Annotated in this window: 3 protein-coding genes and 1 pseudogene; 3 read left to right on the top strand and 1 reads right to left on the bottom strand. The window is 70.0% G+C overall.

Annotation, left to right across the window (positions count from 1 at the left end):
- Nucleotides 1-182 precede the first annotated feature (182 nt).
- Nucleotides 183-935, top strand: a complete 753-nt coding sequence (locus tag ACWEQO_RS34525) for an SDR family NAD(P)-dependent oxidoreductase (protein ID WP_452986468.1) — start codon at nucleotides 183-185, stop codon at nucleotides 933-935.
- Between the two features lie 143 nt (nucleotides 936-1078).
- Nucleotides 1079-2382: pseudogene (locus ACWEQO_RS34520) on the top strand (IS701 family transposase).
- Between the two features lie 22 nt (nucleotides 2383-2404).
- On the opposite strand, the gene ACWEQO_RS34515 reads toward ACWEQO_RS34520, so the two are convergent.
- The gene (locus tag ACWEQO_RS34515; protein ID WP_452986467.1) at nucleotides 2405-3271 is read right to left on the bottom strand and encodes a 3'-5' exonuclease; all 867 of its coding nucleotides are present in this window, start codon (nucleotides 3269-3271) and stop codon (nucleotides 2405-2407) included.
- An 844-nt stretch (nucleotides 3272-4115) separates the two neighbouring features.
- On the opposite strand from ACWEQO_RS34515, the gene ACWEQO_RS34510 reads away from it, so the two are divergent.
- A complete protein-coding gene (locus ACWEQO_RS34510; protein ID WP_452986466.1) occupies nucleotides 4116-5330 on the top strand; it encodes an esterase/lipase family protein in 1215 nt (404 codons plus the stop codon).
- The last annotated feature ends 183 nt before the right edge of the window (nucleotides 5331-5513 follow it).

Below are 5513 nucleotides of genomic sequence, written 5' to 3'. Positions count from 1 at the left end.
CGCCGGCCTCCACCTGCGTGCCTCAATGATCTGGCTCAAGGACCTCACCCGAACCACCAATTGATCACGACTCAATACGCACCCTAGTACTCCAGTGTGGTTTCGTGATCAGGACGGTTTTGCCCTCCCGGAGGTCGAACGCCAGGTCGGATTCCCGCCAGCCTCCGGCACTGGTGCCAGCAATGCTCGACGTCATGAACCGACTTGAAGGAAACGTGGCCTTGATCACGGGCGGCAGCCGGGGCATCGGCGCCGCCGTGGCATTACGACTGGCCGAGGAAGGCGCCGACGTCGTCCTGACCTATGAGAACAGCGCGGAACGCGCCACCCGGGTGGTGGAGCAGATCAAGGCCAGAGGGTGCCGGGCACTGGCTATCCAGGCCGACAGCGCCATCCCTGAGGCACTCACCGCCGCGGTGGACGAGGCCGCCGCGACGTTCGGCAGACTCGACATCCTGGTCAACAACGCCGGCGTCTTCCTCGTTGGCCCACTCGAAGACCTGGGGTCGGCAGAGATCGAGCGCACCCTGGCGGTGAACGTCCGGGCGCCGTTCGCCGCGTCCCAGGCGGCAGTGCGTCACATGGGCCGGGGCGGCCGCATCATCAGCATCGGCAGCAATGTCGCCGAGCGTGCGGTCTTCCCCGGACTGGCGCTGTACTCGATGAGCAAGACAGCTCTGGTCGGGATGACGAAGGGCCTGGCCCGGGAACTCGGTCCGCGTGGAGTCACCGCCAATCTGGTGCTTCCCGGCCCCACCGACACGGATACCAACCCCGCCGACGGGCCGAACGCCGAGGTGATCGCCGGCTTCACGGCTGTGGGCCGCTATGCGGAAGCCGCCGAGATCGCGGCCACCGTTGCCCACCTGGCAAGTGCGGACGGCTCGTACATCACCGGAGCCTCGATCCATGTCGACGGCGGCTTCACCGCCTGACACGCGAGCTCGACTTCGCCACCACGCTGAGGGCCCGGCCCGCGAGAGGGACGGCCACCGCGTGATCATCGGGGGTTGTGTGGACTCCTGAAGATCGTGCGGTGGCCGCGGGCCATGGCGTAGACCCTGCCCGCTGACGGGCGATGTTCGACCAGGTCATGGCCCGGATCGCGGGCCGGTTCGGGCGGGTTGAGCCCCGGGCCGCGGCCCGCGCCTACCTGCTCGGGCTGCTGTCGAGCGTCGAGCGGAAGAACTGTCCCCGAAGGGGGCAACCCCCAGGCAGCTGGCCGAGCAGGCCGGCCATGCCCGGCCCGGGCCGATGCAGCGCCTGCTGCGCTATGCCCGCTGGGACGCCGATGCGGTCCGCGATGACCTGCGTGCCTACGCCGCCGAACACCTCGGCGCCGACGGCGGCGTTCTCGTGGTCGACGAGACCGGCTTCCTGAAGAAGGGCCGGTCCTCGGCCGGAGTGCAGAGGCAGTACACCGGCACCGCGGGACGCATCGAGAACGCCCAGGTCGGCGTGTTCCTCGCCCTGGCCACCGAGCGGGGACGGGCCCTGATCGACCGCCGGCTCTACCTGCCCGAGCACTCCTGGTCCGATGATCCCGAACGCCGCACCGCGGCCGGGATACCCGAGACGGTGCAGTTCGCCACCAAGCCCCGTCCGGCCTCGGAGATGCTCGCCGCCGCGCTGGACGCCGGGATCACCGCCTCCTGGGTGACCGGCGACGAAGCCTACGGCCAGGACCCCCAGCTCCGCGCCGCCCTCGAGGCACGCGGCACCGGTTATGTCCTGGCCGTCGCCTGCTCAATGCGGGTGAGGATCAACCACGGCCGCACGCCCATCCGCGCGGACACCGTCGTCGGCCGCCTGCCCGCCACGGCCTGGCAGCGGCACAGCGCCGGCAACGGCGCGAAAGGACCGCGGTACTACGACTGGGCCTGGATCCACATCGGCACCGGCGGCCACCGGCACCTGCTCATCCGCCGCAACCGGTCCACCGGCGAACTCGCCTTCTACCTGTGCTGGTCACCCACCGAAGTGCCCCTGTCCGAACTGGTCCGCGTCGCCGGTGTCCGCTGGAGCGTCGAGGAGTGCTTCCAGGCCGCCAAGGGCCAGGTCGGCCTGGATCACTACCAGGTGAGGCACTGGACCTCCTGGCACCGGCACATCACGCTCGCCATGCTTGCCCTGGCCCTCCTGACCGCCCTCGCCGCCGACGCGGCCCCCGACCGGCCCGCCGACGCACACCACCCCGCCCGCAGCCGCGATCCGATCTCCTTGACCGTCCCGGAGATCCGCCACCTCTTCGGCGCCGCCTTCCACCCGCCGACCGTGCCGGCGGCCAGGCTGCTGCACTGGTCCACCTGGCGCAGACGCCACCAGGCAACAGCCCGACGCAGCCACTACCGACGACGAGCCGCCGGCGAACTCACTGGATAGATCACGAAACCGCACTGGAGTACTAACGGGTGGGCGTGAACGTCGCTCCCCTCCCCTTGGACATCTCGATCAGTACCTGCTGGGCGGCCTCGCAGTCCCCGGCGGCACGGTGGCCGCCACCGAGCCGGAGCCAGCGCCGGACGCCGAGCCAGTCCGCGTACGCCTGCATGAGGCAGTACCAGTTGCCCTCCGGCTCCAGGTGCATCGGCTTCTTCCCGGCCCGCTCCACGTCCTTGAGCACGACGGTGCGGTCGTACTCGGCGCCGTAGGCGCAGATGATCCGGCCCCGGGTCACCTTGCGGAGACGGGGAAGGATCTTCTCGAACGGGCGGGCGTCGGCGACCATCTCGTCCGTGATGCCGTGCACCCACCGGGCCCCGTCCTCGATCGGCACGCCGGGATTGACCAGGGTGTCCAGCAGCTTCTTGCCGGTGGCCACGTCGAGCACGGCGATCTCGACCGTCCGGCCGAACAGGTCGGTGGTCTCGGTGTCCACGACGGCCGCGCGGTCGGGACGGAGCAGCTCCCTGGCCTCGCGGGTGATCTCCCCCCACGCGGGGCACAGCACGATCTCGGCGGCGTAGCAGGCGGCCTCCGGATCGGCGGCCAGCTCCCGGCGCACGGTCTCCTCGGTGGGCGCCTCCTCGATCCGCTCCCAGTCCAGCTCCCAGCGGCCGGAGTACGGGCTGTTCCACGCCCACACCCTCACGCCGTGCCGGTCGGCGAGGCCCTGGGCGAAGGCGCGGACGACGGCGGCCCGGGGCGGGGCGAGCTGGGCGTACTCGCGCAGCGGGCTCGCGGCGCCCCTGGGCAGACCGCGGGCGGCCTCCCAGTCGACGCCGGGCAGGTCCCCGCAGCGCGCGGACGTCGCCGAGCCGGTACAGCGCAACGGTGACCGTGCGGGAGCGGCCGACCCGGCGCTCGTAGGTGTCCGCCAGCGTGACCCACCCGGCCGCCTCCACGTACTTCCAGTCGCTCGCCCGGCAAGCCGACGGGTTCGCGGATTCTCGGGGTGGAATCGCGAGGAACCGGAGGGGAACGTGGCGCCCGCTGGCGGAGTAGCCGACGGGTTGGGGTGTGAAACTGGCGACCTCTCGTAATCGGGAGTCGCGTATTCCTTGGCTGTTGAGTGCTCATGGTGACCGTGAGTGGTCGCCAGGGGCGTAGTGACGCCAGGTTCCTCCGGCCTCGGCGGCGAGCTGAGCGGTGGTGTCGTCGTGGTAGCCGAGCATCCGGACGACCACCGGAGCAGGGGTGGTGCGCCCGGGGGCGCCTCGGGGTGGCCTGTTCGTGCGGGGCGGGTTCGTGCGGCGAGATGCTGCGCGGCACCTCGCCGACGGGTGCGGTCGCCTGGCTTCGTACGTGGGGAGCAACAACGTTTGTAGGCGGCTTTCGACACCGCCTGGTCGCATCACCGAGTCGGAGTGTTGGTGATAACCGACACCGCCCTAGCCCCCGTGGCAAGGCGTAAAGCCGTCGTCACCGCAGGCCAGTGTGCATTCGGCGCCGCGCCGTGGTGCTGCGGCAGGGTGTTGCTCGAACTCGCGGATACGGCCTCCGCCACAGGCAGGGTGTTGTCGGCCTTCAGCGATATCCGCTGTCGAGAGCCACGTACAAAACCAGTCGCCGGAAGGTTCAGCACATCCGGTGAACCGTGAGGAGAGCGGGCGTAGTCCGGGATCTGTGAGTCATACCTCCCCTGAGAAGTTCGTCCGTACGTCGAGAGGAACACCGTGGCCGACAGCAACACCGCGAAGGTCGCAAAAGCCGCCGCGTCGATCGGGCTTGTGACCCCGGTGGGTGCCCCGGCGTCGCCGGCCGCCCCTGCGGCCGACGAGACGTGGCAGCTGCCGGGTGGAAGCGCCCGGGTGTACTACGGCCAGGGTCACAAGGGTGTGGTCCGGCCGGTGGTCCTCTCCGACGGGTTCAACGTCGGGCCGACCGACTTCGACTGGCTCTACGACCAGCTGGAGAACGGCCGGTACCCGTTCATCAGTCAGCTGCGGGAGCGCGGACGGACGCTGATCCTCGTCGGGTTCGACGAGCGCAGCGAGTCGATCCTCAAGCACTCCGACACGATGATCGCCGCGACTCTGCGGACCCTCGCCGAGCGGCTCGGTGACACGCGGCTGCTGGTCGGCGGGTTCAGCATGGGCGGCATCGTCGCCCGGTACGCGCTGGCGAAGCTGGAGATGCAGGGCATCGATCACCAGACCGGCGTGTACCTGTCGTTCGACAGCCCGCACCGCGGGGGCTGGGTGCCGATCGGGCTCCAGGCGTTCGCGCACTACCTGGCCCCGGTCGACGACACCTACCTGAAGCTGATCGGCAGCCCGGCCGCGCAGCAGATGCTGTGGCGTTACATCGACGGCGTGAACGGCACCCCGAAGGAGAGCCCGCTGCGCACACAGTTCAAGGAGGCGCTCCAGAAGGTCGGCGGATGGCCGCGCATTCCGCGCCTGCTCGGTGTGGCCAGTGGGCGCGGCGACGGCCAGGGCATCGGCATCAGGGCCGGATCGAAGCTGATGAGCTGCGAGGGACCGCTCTTCGACGGTACGTACTTCCTCGCCCAGCAGCAGGGCAGCAAGGCCGAGGTGGCGGTGATCGACGGCGTCCTCGGCGGGCCGCACACGATCACCACCGACGGCTTCCCGGAGCTGGACGGGGCGCCGGGCGGCACTCTCGAAACGGTCGGTCTCCTCGCCGACGCGCTCAAGGCGGCGAACGAGAACATCGAGGTGGGCCACCGGGCCACCTGCTTCGTGCCGTCCGTCAGCGCGGTCTCCGTCCGCGACCTGGACCAGCAGGAAGACCTGTACACGAACATCGACGAGCTGTCTCCGGAAGAATCCGACCTCGACGACTTCCTGCTCTCCGAGAAGAACGAAACGCACACGCTCATGACACCCGAGATCGGTGAGTGGGTGCTGGACCGCCTGCCCGACTGACCCCACCCGAGCCCCCACGGCCCCACAGACGCCGGGCCCCTGCCGCCTCCCCGTTGGCGGTGGGGGCCCAGTTCCCTTGTATCGGCGCCCTAGGGCCAATACCGGTGATTTAGGCTCTTTTCCGGCTGGCTGAAGTGGCTCTGGTTGGCCCGGCCAGCCGGACCGTCGGGGTGTCCGGCCGTG

Source organism: Streptomyces sp. NPDC004051 (assembly GCF_053604275.1).
Note: the sequence above shows the minus strand (reverse complement) of the source record. Positions and strands in the feature narration are given on the sequence as shown.

Coding starts and splice junctions, on each gene's coding strand:
- ACWEQO_RS34525 (WP_452986468.1), top strand. CDS start 183: ATGCTCGACGTCATGAACCGACTTGAAGGAAACGTGGCCTTGATCACG.